This window comes from Streptomyces sp. NPDC005820 (assembly GCF_040630255.1).
Classification (GTDB): domain Bacteria; phylum Actinomycetota; class Actinomycetes; order Streptomycetales; family Streptomycetaceae; genus Streptomyces.
In genome coordinates, this window is the sequence record NZ_JBEXXE010000055.1 from 15,966 (window position 1) to 35,620 (window position 19,655).

Annotated in this window: 14 protein-coding genes and 2 pseudogenes; 7 read left to right on the forward strand and 9 right to left on the reverse strand. The window is 70.5% G+C overall.

Translation table 11 applies throughout. From position 1 onward, the window contains the following. Positions 1–32 precede the first annotated feature (32 nt). Entirely contained in the window at positions 33–1,994 is a 1,962-nt protein-coding gene (locus ABZ464_RS44115) for an ATP-binding protein (protein ID WP_359287621.1), read from the forward strand. Between the two features lie 31 nt (positions 1,995–2,025). Here the strand turns inward: ABZ464_RS44115 and ABZ464_RS44120 are convergent, their stop codons facing one another. Next, positions 2,026–3,429 carry a ricin-type beta-trefoil lectin domain protein gene (locus ABZ464_RS44120; RefSeq protein WP_359287573.1) on the reverse strand — a complete coding sequence of 468 codons (1,404 nt, stop codon included), beginning with the start codon at positions 3,427–3,429 and terminating at the stop codon, positions 2,026–2,028. Positions 3,430–3,796: 367 nt separating this feature from the next. On the opposite strand from ABZ464_RS44120, the gene ABZ464_RS44125 reads away from it, so the two are divergent. Further along, positions 3,797–4,405, forward strand: a complete 609-nt coding sequence (locus ABZ464_RS44125; RefSeq protein WP_359287574.1) for a hypothetical protein — start codon at positions 3,797–3,799, stop codon at positions 4,403–4,405. Between the two features lie 69 nt (positions 4,406–4,474). On the opposite strand, the pseudogene ABZ464_RS44130 reads toward ABZ464_RS44125, so the two are convergent. The 6 genes and pseudogenes from ABZ464_RS44130 to ABZ464_RS44155 form a co-directional block, all read right to left on the reverse strand. Further along, positions 4,475–4,585, reverse strand: a pseudogene (locus ABZ464_RS44130) (IS5/IS1182 family transposase); the annotation flags it as partial. A gap of 244 nt (positions 4,586–4,829) precedes the next feature. After that, positions 4,830–5,075, reverse strand: a pseudogene (locus ABZ464_RS44135) (transposase); the annotation flags it as partial. Positions 5,076–5,162: 87 nt separating this feature from the next. Then, complete coding sequence (locus tag ABZ464_RS44140) at positions 5,163–7,190, reverse strand: acetoacetate--CoA ligase (protein ID WP_359287575.1); 2,028 nt, start codon at positions 7,188–7,190, stop codon at positions 5,163–5,165. A gap of 101 nt (positions 7,191–7,291) precedes the next feature. Then, on the reverse strand, positions 7,292–7,813 hold the full coding sequence (locus tag ABZ464_RS44145; protein ID WP_359287576.1) for an acetone carboxylase subunit gamma: 522 nt from the start codon (positions 7,811–7,813) through the stop codon (positions 7,292–7,294). Positions 7,814–7,848: 35 nt separating this feature from the next. After that, a complete protein-coding gene (locus tag ABZ464_RS44150; protein WP_359287577.1) occupies positions 7,849–10,089 on the reverse strand; it encodes a hydantoinase B/oxoprolinase family protein in 2,241 nt (746 codons plus the stop codon). Between the two features lie 28 nt (positions 10,090–10,117). Next, on the reverse strand, positions 10,118–12,457 hold the full coding sequence (locus tag ABZ464_RS44155; RefSeq protein WP_359287578.1) for a hydantoinase/oxoprolinase family protein: 2,340 nt from the start codon (positions 12,455–12,457) through the stop codon (positions 10,118–10,120). Positions 12,458–12,638: 181 nt separating this feature from the next. On the opposite strand from ABZ464_RS44155, the gene ABZ464_RS44160 reads away from it, so the two are divergent. Further along, the gene (locus ABZ464_RS44160; protein ID WP_359287579.1) at positions 12,639–13,523 is read left to right on the forward strand and encodes a helix-turn-helix transcriptional regulator; all 885 of its coding nucleotides are present in this window, start codon (positions 12,639–12,641) and stop codon (positions 13,521–13,523) included. Between the two features lie 252 nt (positions 13,524–13,775). Here ABZ464_RS44160 and ABZ464_RS44165 read toward each other — a convergent pair whose 3' ends face one another. Next, positions 13,776–15,230: a hydrolase gene (locus ABZ464_RS44165; protein ID WP_359287580.1), complete on the reverse strand. Its 1,455-nt coding sequence runs from the start codon at positions 15,228–15,230 to the stop codon at positions 13,776–13,778. 299 nt (positions 15,231–15,529) lie between these two features. Here ABZ464_RS44165 and ABZ464_RS44170 point away from each other — a divergent pair, with 299 nt between their 5' ends. Genes ABZ464_RS44170 through ABZ464_RS44185 form a run of 4 tightly spaced genes read left to right on the forward strand, consistent with a single transcriptional unit; the run spans position 15,530 to position 18,262 of the window. Then, on the forward strand, positions 15,530–17,110 hold the full coding sequence (locus ABZ464_RS44170) for a phage tail sheath subtilisin-like domain-containing protein (protein ID WP_359287581.1): 1,581 nt from the start codon (positions 15,530–15,532) through the stop codon (positions 17,108–17,110). Between the two features lie 53 nt (positions 17,111–17,163). Continuing rightward, positions 17,164–17,607 (forward strand): phage tail protein, encoded by a 444-nt coding sequence (locus ABZ464_RS44175; protein ID WP_133910917.1) that lies wholly within the window; start codon positions 17,164–17,166, stop codon positions 17,605–17,607. 35 nt (positions 17,608–17,642) lie between these two features. After that, positions 17,643–18,107 (forward strand): hypothetical protein, encoded by a 465-nt coding sequence (locus tag ABZ464_RS44180; protein ID WP_359287622.1) that lies wholly within the window; start codon positions 17,643–17,645, stop codon positions 18,105–18,107. Beyond that, a complete protein-coding gene (locus tag ABZ464_RS44185) occupies positions 18,104–18,262 on the forward strand; it encodes a DUF6760 family protein (RefSeq protein WP_359287582.1) in 159 nt (52 codons plus the stop codon). Before ABZ464_RS44180 ends, ABZ464_RS44185 begins: the two co-directional genes overlap by 4 nt. Before the next feature lie 1,031 nt (positions 18,263–19,293). Here the strand turns inward: ABZ464_RS44185 and ABZ464_RS44190 are convergent. Further along, positions 19,294–19,557, reverse strand: coding sequence for a hypothetical protein (locus ABZ464_RS44190; RefSeq protein WP_359287583.1), 264 nt, complete (start codon positions 19,555–19,557; stop codon positions 19,294–19,296). Positions 19,558–19,655: the final 98 nt, after the last annotated feature.

The window sequence follows — 19,655 nt, forward strand, 5'->3', positions numbered from 1 at the left end:
CGGACCTCGCGGCGGCCGACGGGACGGCCGCGCTGCTCACTCGTCTCGGCGCCCTGCGCGAGCGGGTCGCCGGGCTGGTCGATCAGCGGGCCGTCGGGGACCCCACGGCCGCCGATCCGTTGCGCGGGCTGTATCTCTCCGAGGAGGCGGTACGGCACCTGCTGGACCGCGGGCCGGTCCAGCAGGTGGAGCAGCCGACGGACGGACCCGCCGACGCGACGGGCGGGGTGAACCGCCTCACCGCCCTCGCCGACCGCCTCCCCCTCACCGCCCTCGATCTCGCCGTCCTCCTCATCGCCCTCGCGCCCGACCTGGACCGGACGTTCGAGCCGCTCTACGGCTACCTCAACGACGACGTCAGCAGGCGCCGGGCGACGGTCGGGCTCGCGCTGGAGCTGTGCGGGGCGCCCGCGCACCTCGCACCGGCCCGCGCCCGCTTCCACGCCTCGGCGCCGCTGTCCGCGCTGGGCCTGCTGGAGATCGAGGAACCCGAACGCCCCTTCCTGTCCCGCTCGTTGCGCGTCCCGGACCGGGTCCTCGCGCATCTCCTCGGGGACGACACCCCCGACGCGTCCCTACGGGGTCTGCTGCACCCCCTGCCGCGCGCGCTGCCCTCCGAGGCCTTCGCCCGCCGCCTCGCCGACCGCCTCACACACGGCCCCCTCACCGTCTACCTGCGCGAACACCGCGAGGGCGACGGCCCGGCCGCGCTCGCCGCCGCCCTGCACACGGCCGGCGCCGAGGCCCTGCGCTTCACCGGGCCCACCGAGCAGATCCCCGCCCTCCTACGCGAGGCCCGGCTGACCGGCCGGGCGGTCGTCGTGACCGGACTCCCCGACCAACCGGCCCCGCTGGTCGCCGCGTTGACGGCGGCACCGGACGTGACCGTCCTCCTCGCGGACCCCCGCCCGTACGACCCCCACTGGACCCCCACCGACCCCCTGATCCTGGACGCACCCCGCCGCGGCACGGGCGGCACGGGGGTGTGGGAGAGGGAACTCGGCACGGCGGGCGAACAGGCTCCCGCCCGGCCCGGCTTCGATCTCGCCGCCACCGTCGCCCCCTACCGTCTCAGTGGTGACCGGGTCGCGCGGGCCGCGCGGGCCGCTCGGGCGCTGGCCGCCTTCGAGGGTGGGCCGCTCACCGCCGAGCACATCCGCCTCGCCGCCCGGCAGCAGTCCGCGTCCGGCCTGGAGAAGCATGCCCGCCGGATCCGGCCCGACGTCGGCTGGACGGACCTGGTGCTGCCCGACCGCCCCCTCACCCAGCTCCATGAACTCGCCCTGCGCGCCCGCCACCGCGACCGCGTCCTCGGCGACTGGCGGCTCAGCGCGGGCGGCGGACGGGGCAGGGGCGTGCTGGGGCTGTTCGCGGGGGAGTCGGGGACCGGCAAGACCCTGTCCGCGGAGGTCGTCGCCGCCGAACTGGGGCTCGACCTGTACGTCGTCCAGCTGTCCTCGGTCGTCGACAAATACGTCGGCGAGACCGAGAAGAACCTGGAGCGCATCTTCACCGAGGCGGACCGCACCGATGCCGTCCTGCTCTTCGACGAGGCCGACGCGGTCTTCGGCAAGCGCTCCGAGGTGAAGGACTCCCACGACCGGTACGCCAACATGGAGAGCGCCTATCTGCTCCAGCGCCTGGAGTCCTTCGACGGGATCGCGCTGCTCACCACCAACCTGCGCGCCAACATCGACGAGGCGTTCACCCGCCGGCTCGACCTGGTGATCGACTTCCCGTTCCCGGACAAGGAGCAGCGGCTCGCCCTGTGGCGGCACGGGCTGGCCCATGTGCCGTGCGCGGACGGCGTCGACCCGGCCCCACTGGCCCGGGACTTCGAACTCGCCGGCGGTTCGATCCGCAGCGCGGTGGTCACCGCCGCCTATCTGGCCGCCGGAAGGGGCGGGCCCGTGGGCGACGGCGACCTGCTGGAGGGGGCCCGCCGCGAGTACCGCAAGGCGGGCCGCCTGGTACCGGGCGAGGCCAACTGGTAGGCCGTGCAGGCCTTTCGGAGCGGTTGTGCTCCTACTCCACGCGCCACTTCTGGTTGGGCGTCCCCGAGCAGGTCCACTGCTGGAGCTTCGCCCCGTTGCCGGTCCCGTTGTCCTTCACGTCCACGCATTTGTTGGCCTGCGGGTTGACGAGGTCACCGGCGTCGCTCAGCACGAACTGCTGGGCGGGGTTGCCGCTGCAGTTGGCGAGCTGGATGACCGCGCCGTCGTCCTTGGAGCCCCAGGCGACGTCCATGCACAGGCCGAGCGCGCGGACCGTGCCGTCGCTGCGGAAGTCCCACTTCTGGTTGGCGGAGCCGGCGCAGTCCCAGATCTGCAGCGGGGTGCCGTCCTTGCCCTTGCCGTTCGTGGCGTCGGTGACGTCGATACAGCGGTTGGAGCCCTGCCCGATGATCAGCTGTCCGGCCACCTCGGTCTGCCCGTCCGAGTCGTCGGAACCGCCACCGCCACCGCCGCCGCCACCCGACCCCGTCGACCCGCCCGACCCGCCGCCGGACCCCGAACCGGAGCCCGAGCCGGAGCCGCCGCTGTCGTCGTTCTGCGCCGGGGCGGACGCGGCCGGCTGGTCCGCGGGCGCCTGTGCGGAGGATTCGGTCTTCGGCACGGACGGCGCCGCCACGGAGGGGCTCGGCAGCGCGGAGCCGTTGACCTCCACCATCTTCTCCGAGGCGAGGGACCGCACCTGCGGCTTGTACGCCAGCCAGATCATCACGAACGCGATCGCCAGCGCCATCGCGATGCTCAGCGACGTCGCCAGCCACCTCGGCAGAAACCCGCGCTGGACGAACGTACCGTCCACCGAGAGCGGCACCGCCCCCGACCGCTGCACGCTCAGCGCGTACGGCCGCTGCTCCTTGGACCCGAACCAGATGATCTGCCGGGGCCGCAGCGTGGTGTCCACGAACACCGCCCGGCCGGGCTCGATCTGCACGTTCGACGGCCGGAACTCGTACGACAGGGTGTCACCGATGTCCGCCCCCGCGACGGACGCGGTGACCCTGCTGTTGCCGAGGTTGTCGATCGCGAGCCGGGGCCGCCCCCGGAACCGCCCCTTCACGGTCGGCGGGACCAACTCGGCCCGCACCTCCGTGAACGGGGTGATCGTCAGATTGCCCTCCGGCACCGTCGTCGCGTCCGGATGCTCGGTGGGCGTGATCCGCACGGCGTACGGATTCGGCCCCGCCGTCGCGTCGGGGCTGCGCGGCGGCGCGAACGTCAGCTCGACCGTGCCCGTCGTACCGGGATAGAGCCGCAACGTCTGCGGCTCCACCGTCGTCCAGGGCGCGATGTCCCCGACGGGCTCGAATCGGTACTCGTCGACGACGTCACCGGTGTTGCGCACCCGCAGCCGGACGGTCGTGGTCCCACCGGGGTCCACGGTCGCGGACGCCGGTTCTAGAGAAGTCCACAGAGTCACACAGCGACGTTACGGTGCTGACGGCTGTCTGGATCAGAGGCCATGGGGCAGAGCGACTGCCCGCCGGGACCGCACCGGCTGCCCCTCCCGGCAGGACGTGCTCCCCGAGTCCGCCCCGTCATCGTCGGCGGCGGTCCGCGACGCGGTCGTCCAGGTCATGGGAGATACCTAGAATCGGAGCGCTCGAGGGGAACAACTCCGTTCTGTGACAGCGAGTTGTCCATGTCACGGGGCCGTGACGGCGTCGTCCTGGTTCGAACACCGACGCATCCGTTCGGATCCCGCCCCCCTCCTAGTCATCGCACCCACACCGAGCGGCCGAACCCACCTCGGCGCCGACCCTCCTTTTCCTCAAGGGACTTGACCAATGATGCGCAACCGTCGCAAGGCCTTCCTCGTCTCCGCCGCGCTCCTCGGCGGCACTCTGCTGATGACGGCGTGCAACCAGGGTGACGACGCCGCGAGTTCCTCCGACACGGCCGCGGCGGCGAGCGAGTCCGCCTCCTCCACCGCCTCCGCGTCCGCGTCCGCCACCGGATCCGGTTCCGCCACCGGTTCCGGAAGCACCTCCGGAGGCAGCAGCACGTCCGGCGGCTCCACGTCCGGCGGCTCCACGTCCGGCGGCTCCACGTCCGGCGGCTCCACGTCCGGCTCCGGCGGGACCGAAGTGGAGGGGCTCAACAAGGGCGAGGGCGTCAGCGGCACCTGGTACGGCATCGTGCGGTACGTGGCCCCCGGCAAGTACCTGATCGACGGCCCCAAGGCCCAGGGCTCCGGCGGCGAGCAGCAGTCCTTCTACCTCTCCGAGGACACCGTGATCCTGGGCGGGGGCCAGATCTGCGGCGTCGCCAACCCGAAGGTGGACGCCCCGTGCGAGGAGGCCGACCTGGAGAAGGCGGCCAAGGACGGTGTGGAGGCCCAGGTCGAGCTCAAGAACGGCATCGCCACCCAGATCACCGACGGCGCGCTCGTCTGATCCAGCGGTTCCCGACACACAGAGGCGGTCTGCCGGAAGCACGTGGCTTCCGGCAGACCGCCTCGTTCAGGTCCGGGGACGTCCGACCGGTCCGCGCACCTTGACCCGCTCCAGGACCGGAACGAACCGAGGGCTGTCGCCGGCCTGGCCGGGCGTGAGGACGAACGCCGGCGGGCGGCAGCAGCGCCGGTCGCCGCAAGACCCGGGTCACCCTCGGTCTGTCCGTCCTGCGGCTCTTGTCCCTCCGCAGCGCCCCCTTTTCGGCCTCGAAGGCCACTTCCCGAGCGGCCAACTGCTCCTGGTCCAGGGCCATCCCGGCTGCGTGGTGATGGGCCCGGGCGGTCGCCGAGTCCACGCTGCCCAGCCCCAGGTCCACCTGGCCGCGGGCGGCAGCCTCGGCGATCACCGCCTCCATCAGACGCTGGAAGACACCCTGGGCCGCCCAGATCCGGAAGCGGTCGTACGCGCTCTGCCAGGGCCCGAACTCATCCGGCGGATCACGCCAGGGGCTACCCGTCCGGAACCGCCACATCACTGCGTTGAAGTGTTTCCGCAGGTCGGGGACGGGGCCGACCGCGGCGATCGGAGGATGGGGCTCGATCAGGGCCCACTGGTCGTCGGTGAGATCGCCTCGGGCCATGACCAACGGCCTGCCAAAAGCGGGCCTCATGACGCAGGCGATCTACCAACGCGCGATCCGGACTCCAGACAGGACCTGGTCGGCGAACACCAGCGCCGCGCGTCTCCTCGGCGGCGCTCAGGCAGGGCGGCCGCCGGCGCTGGATGATCCGGTGATGAACTCAGCCGCGTACTCCGCGAACCAGACCAGCATCTCCGGGTGGGTGACAGCGCCTGTCGCAACAACCTCGCCCGGGTCTGCGCCCCGGAGGATCCTTTTGACGGGGACCTCCAGCTTCTTTCCGGTGAGGGTCCGCGGGACGGCCGGGACGGCGACGATCGTGTCCGGTACGTGGCGCGGGGACAACGCGTGCCGGATCGCGTCCCTGATCCGGCCGCGGAGGACGTCGTCCAGTGCGACGCCGGGAGCCGGAACGACGAAGAGGGGCATGACGTAGCCGCCGTCCTCGAGTTCGGCCCCGATGACGAGGCTGTCGGTGATCTCGGGGAGTTGGTCCACGACGGCGTAGATGTCGGCGGAGCCCATGCGAACGCCCATGCGGTTGAGGGTGGCGTCCGACCGGCCGGACACGACGACGGTGTGGTCCGCGGAGACGGTCATCCAGTCCCCGTGCCGCCAGACTCCGGGATAGGTGTCGAAGTAGCTCGCCCGGTAGCGGGAGCCGTCGGCGTCGTCGACGAAGCGCAGTGGCATCGACGGCATCGGCGCGGTGACGACCAGTTCGCCCTGCTCGTCGATCACGGGGTCGCCGTCGGGGTTCCAGGCGGCCAGTGCCACGCCGAGGGCCGGGCACTGGATGCGGCCGGTCCGCACGGGGAGGAGAAGGGATCCCCCGGCCAGCGCGGAGCACACGTCCGTGCCGCCGCACACCGACTGCAGCCAGACGTCGGGCGAGAGATGGTCGTATACCCAGCGCCAGGTGGACGGTGGCAGGGAGGAGCCTGTCTGCAGGATCGACCGGATCGCCCCGAGGCCGACGTCGGCGCCGGGGCTGGCACCGGCCTTCTCACCCGCGACCAGATAGCCCGCGCCGACGCCGACCATCGTCGCGCCGGTGCGCTCGGCGACCCGCCACCCGCCGTCGACGTCGGGGAAGGCGGGGCTGCCGTCGTAGAGCACGACCGTGGCTCCGTGGAGGAGCCCTGCGACGAGGAAGTTCCAGACCATCCAACTGGTGGAGGTGATGAAGAGGAACCGGTCGTCGGGACGCAGGTCGGCACCAAGACCGAGGGCCTTGAGGAGCTCCACGACGATTCCGCCGTGGCTGTGCACAATGCCTTTCGGGATGCCGGTCGTCCCCGACGACCACAGGATCCACAGGGGATGGTCGAACGGCACGTCGGTGAACTCCAGGAGGGCGTCCGCGGCGGCCCATGCGGTCCACTCGTGCTGGGTCACATCACTCCGTCGCGACCACGTGCCCGAAGCTGCCGGAAGCAGTCGGTCGACGGTGACGAGGTGGCGCACCGTGGGCAGGCCGTCCACGATGTCTGCGATCTGTCCGCGGCGGTCGTGCTCCTTCCCCCCGTGCCGATAGCCGTCCGCGGCGATCAGAACCGTCGGCCGGGCCTGCCGGAGCCGGGCCAGCACGCTGGGGGTGCCGAAATCGGGGGAACACACGGTCCAGACGGCGCCCACCGCCGCGGCGGCGAGCAGGGCGACAACGGCCTCGGGGATGTTGGGCAGGTACCCCGCGACGCAGTCGCCGGGCCCGACGCCGAGATCGCGCAGGGTGGTACTGACTGCGGCGACCTGTTGGCGCAGGTCCGCCCACGAGGTCTCGGCCGGTATGCCGCCCTCGGTGAGGCTGACCAGCGCCGGGCGGGTCGCCGCGGGATGTGTCGAGGGATGTGCGAGGCATCGCTCGGCGAAGTTGATGCGGGCTCCGGTGAACCACTGGGCTCCGGGCATGGCCGGGGAGGCCAGTACCTCGTCGTAGGTGGTGACCTTGTCGAGGCTGTAGTACTGCCAGACGGCGGACCAGAACGCGGGCAGGTCCCTCGTGCTCCACCGCCACAGATCGGCGTAGTCGGCGAACGACAGGCCGCGCGTGTCCCCGAGCCACCGGATGAAGGCGGAGATGTTGGAGCGGGCGGCGGTTTCGGGATCCGGGTTCCACAGCAGGTCGGTGTCGGGTGTCTTCATCGTCGCCTTTCCAACTCCGTGAGCCCGCCACGTGCATCGGGCGCGAGGGGGAGGGGAGACGGCCGGCGGGAGTGTGTGGGGGCGCCCCGCCGGCCGTTTCCCTACAGCGTCACGGGCAGGTCGCGGCCGAGCCATCGGGTGTAGAAGGTCGCCAGGTCGGGGGTGAAGTCGACCTCCACCGGAAAGGTCGGCGGCACGCAGTCGACGTCGAGGAGTGTGCCGCTGACCGGGCACAGGAACTCGCGGATCTCGACGAGGTCGGGATCGATGGTGAGGTGTTCCTCGGGGTAGACCTCCAGGAAGTCCTCGCGGGTGCGCCGGACGATCACCCGGCAGTGCATCTTCCAGTTCCCGTTCCACGGGCCGAGTTCTGCGCCTGCCCTCGTCTTCACGATGGCCTTGCCGTCCTTGGCGACGATGAACAGGTTCTCCCCGAGCGGGAGCAGGATCTGCTCGTGCCAGTCGACGAGTTGCTGCAGTGCGACAAGGGTTTCGGCGAAGCGGGACTCGTCCTTCGGGGCCCGCATGAGCCCGAGCAGTTCCTCCCAGGACAGCTTGCGCTGCACCAGGGCGGTCGTCGTCTCCTGGCGGGAGACGGGGGAGCGGTCGTGGCCGGTGGTCATGGTGCTGCCCTCTTTCGGCGAGGTTCCAGGAGGTTTCAGGAGGCGGTCGCGTCGGGCCGCGGCCGGCTGGACGAGCTCGGGTAGAAGAAGCCGACGGGGGCCGGGGCGGAGAAGTTCGGCTCGCCGGTCTCGGTGTAGGGGAATTCGTCGAGCTGCCAGAACGCCTTGTACTGGGTGACGAGGGCGTCGGACAGTTTGGCCGAGCGGGCGAAGGCGTGGTGCACCATGCCGGAGACCTCACCCGCGGCGGCGCGGTCGCGTTCGGCGGCCCACCATTCGGATGCGGGTGCGGATGCGGCCAGCCGGGCTTGCCGACGCCGTACGCGTTCGGTTTGGGTGTCCGCGTCGGAGCCGGTGTAGCCGTAGGCCGCCCGTGCGCCGTGAGCGGTCATCAGGCCGTTGGCGAGGTCCTTCTCGATGGCAGGGGTTTCGCGTTCCAGCGGGTCGCCGTAGCCTGCGCCGCCGTAGTACAGCACGCCGAACAGGTCGCCCTCCCGCAGGTTCGGTGACCACTGGTTGTCCGGACCGCAGTACCAGTCCTCGGCGGTGATCGTGCCGTCCATCAGCATGCGTTCGGCCTCTTCGAGGCTGGACGGCAGCTTCTCGCCGCGGGCGGTGAGGTCGGCGATGTTGGTTCCGGTGGCCCACAGACACTTCCAGCCCGCCGGCGGGTAGCCACCGAAGAGCCCCTTGTGGAACACACCGCCGTTCATGCACCCGGATCCGGACAGGGTCACGTTGACCACGTCGGAGCCCTTCACCATCCACAGCGACTGCCAGCCGGACCCGCCGCGGAATCGCCCGTAGCCCTGGTGGTCGGGGACGAAGCTGCGGCCGAGGTAGACGTTGGGGCCGGTCAGCTCCCAGACCTCGGCGTCGCCCTGGATGCCTTCCGAGTTCCAGATCGGACTGCCGCAGTCCATGCCGTCGGCCACGCCACGGGCGCCGAAACTCTCGCCGGCCATCTCGAAGTTGTTGTAGCCGGTCGGCCCGCCGAACTGGTCGAAACCGGCGACCCCCACCATGCAGGTCGGGGTGGACATCAGGATCTCCTCGGTGAATCCCCTGGCGTACCAGCTGATGCCCATCAGCCGCCAGACGTTGGCGAAGATCGGGATGAGGGTCCACCAGGCCAACGATGTGGCCACGCCTTGGTAGTTCGCGTTGACGATCGATCCTTCGGGCAGGTACTGCTTGACCGCCAGATACGCGCCGTCGTTGACCCGACCGTCGTAGTTGAGCAGCTGGGTGAGAGTGATCCAGAAGCCGCCGTTCATCGGCCCTGGCGCGCAGTTGAACGGGTGGAAGCTCCAGCCGGTCGAACCTTCGTAGTCGAGTTCTATACGGCCCTCACCGGTGATCGTCATCTCCTGGCGCACCAGGTCGATGAAGTCGTTCTTGGCCAGCGGGTGCACGAACGGCACATGGCTGCGCTTGTGCACCGGCATGGTCAGCCCGCGATAGGTGCCCGGCACCATGGTCGTGCGGACCCGCTTGAGGAACTCCCGGCGGCCTTCCTCGATCAGTTCCTTCGTGGCCTGCTTGTAGTAGTCCAGGCCGAACCCGTCGATGATCCCGGTGAGCGCGTCACGGACCATCAGGCAGCCCGACAGCTTGGCCTTGTCGTCCAGGATCCACCAGTTGGCGTTTCTGAGGCCCATGCGCAGCCGCAGCATGTAGTCGTGACGGAAGTGGTCGTCCTCGCCGACCTTCTCGGCGCTGATGTGCAGTCCCTCGCCGTAGCGGTCCGGGGTGAGCACCGACATGCCCGGTCCCTCGTAGGTGCCCGCTTCCAGTTCGTGGGCGACCGCGCCGACCCAGGCGATGAGCTCGTCGCCGTGGAAGACCGGGATGACGGTCATGACGTCTGGCGTGTGCACTCCGCCGGCCCACACCTCGTTGTTCTCGAAGATGTCCCCGGGCCGGATCTTCGGGTTGTCCTCGTACCCGTTCTTGATCATGAACTTGATGAACTCGGACAGAGTATGGACGTGCACCATGATCCCGCTGGACAGGGCGATGGCGTCGCCTTCCGGGGTGTAGAGCCCGATCACGAACTCCTCGAAGTCCCGGACGGCGGGGGAGGATGCGATGTATTTCATCGTCTCGCGCGTCGAGATGATGGTCGACAGCAGCCGCGAGTGGAAAGACTCGAACTGCAGCGGGTCGGCTTCGAGGTTGGTCAGCTCGGTCAGTCCCTGGTAGTGACCGGTCTCTTCGAAGAGCTGCTCGCTGCGTCGCAGTTGCTGGAGCAGCGTCGGCTTCTGGTAGGCCATGGTGTGTGTCTCCTCGGTGGGACGGCGGTCAGGCCTGGCCGGCGCGGTAGTGGATGAGGCGGCGGCTGTCGAACTCGACGTGATGGGTGGGCGGGATGAGCAGCGTGGTCGCCGGGTGCTCGATCACCGCCGGGCCGCCCACGACGTTGCCGGCCTGCAGCTCGTCCATCTCGTAGATCCGGAAGGTGATGTCCTGGCCTCTCCAGTGGCCCGGCCTGGTTCCCTTGAGGGCCGACGAGGACGGGGTCCTGCCGTGCAGGTCGAGCACCGGGACGGCGGGCTTGGGTGTCTCGAGGTCCGCGGAGAGAGCCAGCTCCAGGATCTGGTAGCCGACTTCGGAGTACAGCGCCTGCTTGGGATAGATGCTGGTGTAGACGCGCTCGTAGCCGCGCATCAGCTCATGCAGGTCGTCGATCGACGCAATCCGGGCACCGTCCCAGGGGACCTCGAAGTCCGACAGCTGGTTGGTGAAGCGCACATACGCCGAGCGGTTCAGCTTGGCCGCGCCGAAGTCCCAGCCGTGGACGGCGAAGTCCTGACGCGCGCGCTCCTCCAGCGACGCCCAGGCCGCGTTGATCGCCTCGATCGCCGCGCCCTTTACCGCGCGGGCGGGAGTGTCGTCCCCGGGTGGACAGGCCGCGATGGTCGCCTGGTGGTAGCGGTAGCGCCGCGGCGCGCAGAGCACGCCGAAGGCCGAGAAGACCGCGGCGAAGGGGAAAGTGATGACCTCCTTGAAGTCCAGCCCGTCGACCACCCCCGACAGGCCCAGCGGGCCACCGCCGCCGTACATCATGAGTGAGTACTCCTCGGTGGTGTACCCACGGCCGCGGAGCATGTTCGACAGGAACTCCCGCATCGACTCGGTGACCAGCTGATGCGCCCGCTCGCAGAACTCCATGACGCCGACCTTGAAATGCTTGGCCATGGGCTCCAGCGCCGCCTGCGCCGCGTCCTTGTCCAGCGGCACGTCACCGCCGAGGAAGTTGTTCGGATCCAGATAGCCCAGCAGCAGGTGGCAGTCGGTGATCGTCGGGTTCGGCCAGTTCAGACAGGCACCGACATCCGATCCCGCGCTGCGCGGGCCGATGGTGAGTTTCCCGGTCAGCGGGTGGATCCCCAGTTCCGAGCCCATCCCGGCACCGATCGACTCGGTGTGAATCATCGGGATGTTGGTGCGGAAGCTCAGCAGGGTCGGTTCCCGGGTGATCGGGATGGTGCCGTCGCGGATGATGCCCACGTCGAAGCTGGTGCCGCCGATGTCGCAGCAGACCACGTTGTCCGAACCGAGGATCTCTCCGATGTGGTGCCCGCCCAGCACCCCGCCGACCGGACCGGACACATAGGACTCGTACAGTCGCGGGGTGTCCACCGGCACGGTGCCGCCGTGCGCCAGCAGCGTGGACACCTGCCGCTGGAAACCGTCCGTACGCGCTTTGTCCTCCACGGACTTGAAGTGTCTGCGCGCCCGCTCCCCGGCATAGGACTGCGCGACGACACTGGCCAGCCGCGTGTACTCCTTGTGGGTCGGTGCGATCGCTGAGGACAGCACCACCGAGACGCCGGGTGCCTCCTCGACGATGATCTCCGCCGCACGCTGCTCGTGCGCGGGGTTCATGTGCGAGAACAGGAACATCACGCCGATCGACTCGACCCCGGCGGCCGCCAGTTCCCGCGCGGCGACCCGCACGTCCTCCTCTCGCAGGGGGACGGCGACCTGACCGAACAGGTCGACGCGTTCCTGCGCGCCGCGCACTCGCGACCGCGGAATCACCGGGTCGTCATGATGATGGGTCACGGTATGCAGCCGGTCGGCGTAGGGATAGCCCAGCCAGCCGCCCTCGGCCTTCTCCATCAGCAGGTAGTCCTCGAAGCCCTGCGTCAGCAGCAGCCCCACGGACGACCCCGTCTTGCTGAGCAGTGTGTTCAGCATGATCGTGCCGGCGTAGACGATGACCTCACTGTGCGGCAGCACCTCGGACAGCTGCCGGCCGTCGGTCTTCGCGGCATCGGCGATCGACCCGATGAAACTGACTGACTCGTCCTGTTTGTTGGTCAGATACTTGCCGACGAGGAAGCGACCGTCCTCGCTGACGATGACCGCGTCGGTCATCGTGCCGCCCGCATCCAGGGCGACCCAGTTGCTTGCGTCTGTACCGGGTGACTGATCTTCGACTGTCACGGGTGCATCTCCGATCGAACGGAAGCTGCGGTGCCGTACGAGCCCACCTGGCGGCCCAGGGCCGTACGAGCGCACATCTGATGGCCGAGAACGGTGCACCGGATCCCGCCGAAAAGGCTTGAACAGGAATGCCCGGGCATTGAAGGAACGTGCACGGTCGGCAACGAGACGGAGGAAGCCGCACGTCATAGAGGCGCGGCGCGTCTCGACGCGTTGAACAATCCGCCGCCCGGATTGAACATGCGGGCACTGCGAGTCCCCTGATCTGTCGCATACCGCGCTCAGGCGCTAGCGTCGAAACGCGACGAATCGCCGCATGCGCGCGGCGCGGCCGTTGCCGAGCGTCAGCGTCGACGTGGAGGGCAGTGCGATGGCGCAACACCTGATCAGGCCGGAGGAGCTTCCGACCTGGGTGCCGGGGCGCCTCACCGTGCACAGTCCCGAACAGGGCTGGGACGGCATGTCGGTACGCGGATACCGCTACGGCGGCTCCGATGTCGCAGTCCCCCCGATGCGGGACTACATGATCGTCGCCTATCGCCGCGGAACCACGGCCATGCGACGTCGCCTCGACGGCCATTGGTCAACCGAACACCTCGGCCCCGGGGACGTCTCACTGCTCACCCGCGCCGCCGAGTCCCACTGGGTCTGGCCGGAGGGAATCGAGGTCGTGCACGTCTACCTCACCCAGGACGAACTCGCCGCGACCTGCCGTCAGATGTACGAACGCGATATCGCCGACATAGAACTCCACGACGTCCTCAAGGCCAGCGACCCGGCGATCCACCGCACGGCCATGCACATCGCGGCCGAGGCCGCGCACAGTGACGTGGGCAGTCCGCTGCTGATCGAGTCCCTGTCCTGTCAACTGTCCGTGCACATCCTGCGGCGCCACGCGCAGGTCCAGTTCAAGGAACACAGCTCCAACGACACGCTCACCACAGGACAGATCGGTGCCGTTCAGGAATTCATTCGCTCGCGCATGCGCGAGAACATCTCCCTCGACGACCTCGCCGACTGCGTCGGCCTGAGCCGCTATCACTTCGCGCGGCGGTTCCGGCAGACCACGGGTACGACTCCACACGAATTCGTCATCAAACAGCGTGTCTCCCGGGCCCAGCTCATGCTCCAGCGGACGAGCAACCCCCTGCGGGAAATCGCCACCCTGTGCGGCTTCTCCGACCAGAGCCACATGACACGCGTCTTCCAACAAAGGCTGGGCACCACGCCGGGCAAGTTCAGGGCCGAAAGCTGAGTCGGCGGGGGAACCGCACCCGGAAACGCACATGAGGCGCGGCGCCGTGCGGGCGCCGCAACCCTGACGCTCGAGGCATGGGTGAGCCTGCCGCCACCTGGTGAAAGGCCGTCTCGACATGACCGGAGCCCGCTGGCGCCTGGCCGGAGCCGAGGCCGTGCCCGGCTGGTGCTGATGGCGTAGGACCACCTGGGGCGCTGCCCCAGGTGGCCGCCTGAGCCAGGAATCCGCTCCCTTCAGGGAGGGGAGGATTCAAAGGGTGAAGCGGACCGCCTCCAGCTGGAGTTTCCAGTCCATGGGGCTGCCGCCGTAGATCCACTTGTCCTTGGCGTTGGGGTCCGAGCAGCCCACGCCGCGCCAGCCCTTGTCCTTGATGTGCGCGTTCTGGCAGACCGAGCTGCCGTCGCCCAACCCGATGGTGAAGCCCTGGAGCGGCGAGACCGCCTCCTTGAGGCTGCCGATGTACATGTCGGCGCCGTCGGCCGCGCTCGACCACTTGGAGCCGGTCAGCCAGCCCTCGGTCACATGGGCGCCGTTGCCGTTGACGCCCTTGGTGCCCACCGTGGCGATGTTCAGCTCCTTGATGGGCAGGCCCTTGCCCGTCGTACCGGCGATCGCGCCGTCGCACACCGGGTCCTGCCAGCCGCGGTCGGCGACATAGGCGCGGTAGCAGATGTGCCGGCCGTCGCTGCGGGCCGCCAGGGCCTGCACCGCGTCCGCGGCGGTCTGCTTCTTCGGCTTGGTGGTCGTGCTCGACGACCCCCCGCCGCTCCCGCTGCCGCTGCCGCTGCCACTCCCACTGCCGCTGCCGCTCCCGGCGGCCGCCGTGTCGCCGCCGGTGTTCGCGGGGACCTCCGGGGCCGCGGGCGCGCTGGTCGCGGCCGCGGGCGGCGCGCTCTCGATGGGCGCCGAGGGGCTGGGCAGCGCGGTGGCGCCGGCCTCCGCGAGCTTCTCCGAGGCGAGGGACCGCACCTGCGGCTTGTACGCCAGCCAGATCATCACGAACGCGATCGCGAGGGCCATCGTGACGCTCAGCGCGGTCGCCAGCCAGCGCGGCAGGAACCCCCGCTGCACGAACGTGCCGTCGACCTCCAGCGGCTGCGCCCCGGACCGCCGTACGGCCAGCCGGTAGGGCTGCTCCTCCTTGGACCCGAACCAGATGATCTGCCGGGGCCGCAGGGTGGTGTCCACGAACACGGCCCGGCCGGGCTCGATCTGCACGTTGGCGGGCTGGAGCTCGTACTGCAGCCGGTCGCCGTTGTCGCCGCCGCTGAGGGAGGCGGTCACCTTGGTGTTGCCGAGGTTGTCGATCGCGAGCCGGGGCCGGCCCTTGAAGCGCCCCTTCACGGTCGTCGGGACCAGCTCGGCCCGCACCTCCGTGAAGGCGGTGATCGTCAGATTCCCCTCCGGCACGGTCACCGCGTCCGGATGCTCGGTGGGCGTGATCCGCACGGCGTACGGGTTCGGCCCCGCCGTCGCGTCCGAGGTGCGGGGCGGCGCGAAGGTCAGCTCGACCGTGCCGGTCGTCCCCGGGTACAGCCGCAGCGTCTGCGGCTCCACCGTCGTCCAGGGCGCCACGTCCCCGACGGGCTCGAAACGGTACTCGTCGACGACGTCACCGGTGTTGCGCACCCGCAGCCGGACGGTCGCCCGGCTGCCGGGGTCGACGGTGACGGAGGCGGGTTCGAGGGAGGTCCACAGGCTCACGCACCGACGCTACGGTGTGGCGGCGAGCGGGGTCAGAGGCCAGGGGGCAGAGCGGCTGCCCGGCAGGACCGCACCGGCTGCCCTCCCGGCCGGACAGGCCCCCAGGTCCGGCCACTGGGCCCGTGGGAGTCCCGCCGGAGCCCCTCACCCCCCGGCCCGCGGCAGGCCGGTCCTAGGGCCCCGGTTGCCCGACCGGGCACCGACTGTGCCCCGGGACGTGCACCCGAGGCCGTTTCGGGCGACGCGCTTCGCGCGTGACGGTGGGAACGTCCTGACGCGTACCCCGAGGAGAGCACAGCATGCCGTCCTACCTGTCGCCCGGCGTATACGTCGAGGAGGTGGCCAGCGGCTCCCGCCCGATCGAGGGGGTGGGCACCTCGGTGGCGGCCTTCGTCGGGCTCGCCCCGACCGGCCCGCTCAACGAGCCGACGCTGGTGACCAACTGGACCCAGTACGTGGCGGCGTTCGGTGACTTCACCGACGGGTACTACCTGGCGCACTCCGTCTACGGCTTCTTCAACAACGGTGGTTCGGCGGCCTACGTCGTCCGTGTCGGCGGCTCCGCCGCGGGCGCGTCCGGCGACACCAAGTCCCCCTCCGCGGTGACCGGTTCGGCCGCCCCGGCCGCGCTGCCCGCCGGTGAGCCGAAGCAGCTCGGCACCTTCTCGGTGACCGCGACCGCGCCGGGCAACCTGAGCGTCGAGGTCGCGGACGCGGAGGGCGAGGGCCCCGCCGAGCGGTTCAAGCTGATCGTCAAGGACGGCGACCAGCCGGTCGAGACCTTCGACGTCAGCGCCAAGAAGGGCAACCGCGCCTACGTCGTCACCCAGGTCAAGGAGCGGTCCCGGTTCATCACCGTGGCCGAGGCCGCGCCCGCCGCGCAGCTCGCCCGCCCGGACAACCAGACGGTGGCGCTGCCGTCGGCGTCCGCCGCCGCGCCCGCTGTGCCGGCCGCCGACGACACGGCGACCGTCGGCCCCGCGCAGTACCTCGGCGACAGCGCCGACCGCACCGGCTTCGGCGGCCTGGAGGCCGTCGACGAGATCTCCATGGTCGCGGTGCCCGACCTGATGGCCGCCTACCAGCGCGGCGCGATCGACCTGGAGCAGGTCAAGGCCGTCCAGCTCGGTCTGATCGCGCACTGCGAGCTGATGGGCGACCGTGTCGCGATCATCGACCCGCCGCCGAGCCTCAACGCCCGCCAGATCCGCGTCTGGCGTCAGGAGACGGCCGGCTACGACTCCAAGTACGCCGCCCTGTACTACCCCTGGATCAAGTCCTTCGACCCGGCCTCCGGCCAGTCCCGGCTGATCCCGCCGAGCGGCCACGTCGCCGGCGTCTGGGCCCGCAACGACTCCGAGCGCGGTGTGCACAAGGCCCCCGCCAACGAGGTCGTCCGCGGCGCGGTGGACCTGGAGATCCAGATCACCCGGGGTGAGCAGGACCTCCTCAACCCGATCGGCGTGAACTGCATCCGTGCCTTCCCGGGCCGGGGCATCCGCATCTGGGGCGCGCGCACCCTGTCCTCCGACCCGGCCTGGCGCTACCTCAACGTCCGCCGGTACTTCAACTACCTGGAGGAGTCGATCCTGATCGGCACCCAGTGGGTGGTGTTCGAGCCGAACGACCACGCCCTGTGGGCCCGGATCCGGCGCAACGTCTCGGCGTTCCTGGTCAACGAGTGGCGCAGCGGCGCCCTGTTCGGCGCCAAGCCCGAGGACGCGTACTACGTCAAGTGCGACGAGGAGACCAACCCGCCGGAGTCGGTCGACGTCGGCCGGGTGGTGTGCGAGATCGGCATCGCGCCGGTCAAGCCGGCCGAGTTCGTGATCTTCCGGCTGGCGCAGTTCTCGAGCGGCAACGGGGAGCTGGAGGAGTAGGCACCCCTCGCCGTCCACCGCACCGCAGTCAACTCCCCTAGAAGGAAACCCAGATGAGCCTCCAGCCGGGTGACGCCCTTACTTCGCACAATTTCGGCCTGCAGATCGACGGCGTGATGGTCGAGTACCTCGCCGAGGTCAGCGGCCTCAGCCTCGAACAGGACGTCATCGAGTACCAGCAGGTCTCCGCGCAGGGCAAGCCGGTCACCAAGAAGCTGCCGGGCGTGAAGAAGGCGGGCACCTGCACGGTCGTGCGCGGTATGACCCAGTCCGCCGCGTTCAACCAGTGGATCACCGAGTCGATCAACGGCTCGATGGGCTCCGCCCGCAAGAACGCCACGATCATGGTGATGGACTACATGAACAACCCGGTCAAGCGGTACAACATGCGCAACGCGTGGTGCAGCAAGATCGACACCAGCACCGTGAAGGCGGGCGAGGCGTCGGCGCTGACCGAGACCGTGACGATCACGTTCGAAGAACTGGTCATCGAGTAATGCGGCGTACGGCGGTACGGGCGCCGCGGCCGGAGATGGAGCAGCCCTCCCAGGACTCCCCGGAGTTCCAGGAGACGGCGGCCCCGTTCCCGCCCTCGGCGCCCGCGCCGGCCCCGGTGCAACGGCAGACCCTGCAGACGGAGTTCGCCTTCGAACTGCCGCGCGGGTACGTCGACGAGGCGGGCACAGTCCACCGCGACGGCGTGATGCGGCTGTCGACGGCACGCGACGAACTGGTCCCGCTGCGGGACATCCGCGTCCAGGAGAACCCGGCGTACCTGTCGGTCGTCCTCCTGGGCCGGGTCATCACCCGCCTCGGCACGCTCCCCCTCGTCCACGACGGCGTGGTGGAGAACATGTTCGCCTCGGACCTGGCCTTCCTCCAGGACTTCTACCGCCAGATCAACGCCGAGGGCCACACCCGCGCCTCCGTGGAGTGCCCGCACTGCGCGGAGCCCTTCGAGGTGGAACTGGGCGGGAGCCGCCTGGGGGAATCGTGACGTACGCGACCGACCGGCTGCACGAGGAGATCGCGTACGTCGCCTACCACTTCCACTGGGCCCTGGACGACATCCTCGACCTGGAACACCACGACCGCCGCCGCTGGACGGCCCACATCGGCACCCTGGTGACCCGGGGCGGAACGGAGGGCTGACCGGTGGGTCTTCTGGATCGATTCCGGGGCGGGCGGCGACGGGGGGCGGAGCCGCGGACCGTGGCCGCGGGCTCGGGGGCGGGTGCGGGTGCGACGGGCGGTCGTACGTCAGGTGCTGGTGCGGGTGCCGGGGTGACGGACGGTGGGCTGTCCGCTGCGGGTGGTGCCGTCGTGGCCGCGTCCTGGACCCGGCTGCCTCCCATCCAGCGGGCCGTGGCGTCCGGTACGGCGGCGGGTGTCGCCGATTCCGGGTTCGGCGGGCGGTTGGCCACCTGGCAGAACCCGGCCTTCACCGGCGTACGCCCACTGACGGTCCTGGACGGCAACCCGGGCGGTCTGCTGAGCAACCTGCCGTCGGCAGCTGCGCCACGGCCGACTCCGCCTGCCACCCCGACGGTCCCGGTGCAGACGGCACCGCTACCGGGGGGTGGGCCGAGGGTGCCGGGGGCGGTGCCTGGTCTGGCGGGGGGTTTGACGGGGGCTCTGCCGGGAGCGGTAGCGGGTCTGCCCGGGCTGTCGGGGGCGGCACCGGGTCTTCCGGGCGGTGCACCCGGGCTGCCGAGGGCCGTACCGGTCGTGCCGCGGGTCGCTCCCGTCGTACAGCGAGCTGTTCCCGTCGCGCGGCGGGCGGCGGCTTCGGGGCTGCCGGGGGTTCGCTCCGGCCTGCCCGGAAACGGGGCCGGTGTGCCGAGCCGGGCCGCCTCCGCGCTGCCCGGCCTCTCGACCTCGCGTCCGGGGAGTGGTCCCACCTCATCAGGCGCTTCACCGACGCCTCCAAGTGCCGTGTCCGCACCGCCTGGTGCCGGACGCCCGCTCCCGGGTGCGGGGCAGCCGGGCCTCCCTGCTCCGGGACCCGTGATCCAGCGCGCCGGATCGACCCTCCCGACCGCCATGGGACCTGCCGGACCTGCGCACGCCGGTGCCGGACCGGCCCTGCCGGGCGCCGGACCTGGCCTGCCCGGTGCGGGACCTGGCCTTCCTGGTCAGTCGTCGACCGCAGCCGCGCCCGTCGTGCGGGCCGTGCCGGCCGTTCAGCGGGCCTCGGCAGCGCCGTCGGGATCCACGCCGGTCGTTCCGGTCGCCGTATCGAGGCGTACCGGTGCCGTGTCGTCCCCGTCCGGCCCGGTCCCGTCGCCGGTCTCGCCCTCCGCCGCACCCGGCACCGCATCGACGCCCTCGCGCCCGGTCCAGTCGGCGGCCCCGGCGCACCCCACCCGCCCCGGCGCCGCAGCGCCGCGCCCTGCCGGTTCCGGATCCAGCGCGCCGCTCCCGAACAGGTCGTCGACCGCACCCACGCACCCGAATCACCCCGGCACCGCCCCGACGGGCCCCGGCGTCGCGTCCTCCCCCTCGGCTTCCCCCACCCCCCTCCCAGTCGTGCAACGGCACCCCG